This is a genomic window from Flavobacterium sp., from assembly GCF_049590715.1.
Lineage (GTDB): Bacteria > Bacteroidota > Bacteroidia > Flavobacteriales > Flavobacteriaceae > Flavobacterium.
On record NZ_JBAWDL010000145.1, the window covers coordinates 1 to 1,925 of the forward strand.

Sequence of the window (1,925 nt, forward strand, 5' to 3'; positions counted from 1 at the left end):
GTGCATTTTACATTTTCCGATTCTTGCGAGAAAGAATTGGAAGTAAATAATAATGCGATTATTAATATTTGGATGTGTTTCATTTTTCAAATTCTGACTAACGTTTTTATAATTATCTTTAAATCAATGTGTTGAAAATCCAAGATCTTTGTCGGTCAGATCAAATTTATCGATTTGTTTTTTAATTCTCTTAACCAAACCAAGTTTTCTCTTTTGATCTAAGAACAGATATCCTTCCAGATTGATATAAGGTGTTCCCTTTACCACCATGTTCCAAATTATTACCGCAAGTTTTCTTGCGGTCGCACTGATTGCCGATACTCTTCCCTTTCTAAAATTGATCCTATGGAAAAAATCTCTCAAAGGTGTGGATTCCTTTAAATTGCCTATAGCATTGGCTGCATTCCTCAATGCTATCTTTAGGCGGTTGCTTCCTTTTGGGACCCTGCTCGAAAGCACTTTTCCACCACTGACCTTGTTGTTGGGTGCCAATCTAAGCCAAGATGTAAAGTGCTTGGCCGTAGAGAATTTTCTAATCCCATCAATCCCCACTTCGCTCATCAATGCCAGAACAGTAGAATAACTCATTCCCTCAATGGCAAGCAGGTCGGTTCCTTCAAACATTTGGTAGGATCTCAAGTTCAGGTCAATGTTCTTTGGGGTGTTCTTGTTTACCCTTTTATGTACTTTGGGGTCTATGTAGTGCTGTTTTTTGTTGTCATCTTTGCCAATGATCTCATTGAGTTTCTTTTCGATTTCCACATCGCACTGTGCTATCTTGTCCTGAAGATACCGATAGGTATCGAGTTCTTGCTTTAGGGCAAAGAGATAATCTTCGCGATTGTTCGAGTGCAGTGCCTTAGCTATCTCCTCTTCCGATTTCCTACAGTTGCCGTGGCGCAGGGAAGCCAGCTTTTGGGGATCTTTTTCTCCATTACAAATTGCCTGGATGATAGCAAGCCCTGTAAGGCCACAGACATCCTTTACCACCACATCGAGACGTAGGTTCAACAGGCGGAGGTATTTTTGCATCTTTTTAGATGTGGAGGCACTGGAGTGGATCAGGTTTGTCCTGTGCCTGCAGTACGTCCTTAATTGTTCAGTCTCCCCGTCGGGCAAAAAGCTGCCCGATAACAGTCCGAGACTGTGGAGTTTTTGGATCCATTGGCAATCTTTGACATCTGTTTTTTTTCCTTTGATGTTCTTGGTGAACTTACCATTGCAGAGTATCACCTGAAACCCTCTGGATAACAGAACGGCATAGAGACTTTGCCAATAGGTTCCGGTACTTTCCATGGCAATGGTTTTGACCCCGCGCTGGTCGAACCAGTCCGCTAGGGCAAAAAGGTCTTCATTGAAGACCCCGTACTCTTGGATGTCCTGTTCAGACTGTCCTACAGCCGCCCAATGGGAACGGCTGCCTACATCAATGCCCGCCGCTTTGGGATTGATGACTTCCATTGAAATTACATCTTGTTCCATAATGTTGAATATTAAAAAACACTCTAAGGAGATGTGCTTTTGGCAGAGTAAATATTCTGAACGGGGTTCCACCAAGGGTGGACCGCCACTGAAGTCATCGCAAACATCTCAACCAGGATTACGCCCGTGCTTTTATGCAACAGTTTGAAAATCGGCCTTGCATAGAGCTATACAAGTTTACGGAATTTTTCGGATTTCTCCGCTCACGTTAGCGGGAGAAGTCAATGCTTCGGTATATAGAGGATTATGCACAACGTTGTTGTATAAGGAAAGTTGCGTGTTTGTGTGCGAGGATTTTCCGAAGGAAAATCAGAAGCAAGCAAGCAAAGCAACGACCAAACGATTGAACCAAAATAAGCAATGTTTTTTACACGGTGTTACCCAACGTTTTTTTATTCAAATAACCTGCCTTTTTCTTTTTCCGTTTTCATATAATCAATTAT

The 1,925-nt window shown here is 42.1% G+C and carries 1 protein-coding gene; it reads right to left on the reverse strand.

Annotated features, from left to right (window positions below; translation table 11 throughout):
- Positions 1-123: 123 nt before the first annotated feature.
- Entirely contained in the window at positions 124-1,482 is a 1,359-nt protein-coding gene (locus WBQ70_RS06695) for an IS110 family transposase (RefSeq protein ID WP_423912049.1), read from the reverse strand.
- Between the last annotated feature and the right edge of the window lie 443 nt (positions 1,483-1,925).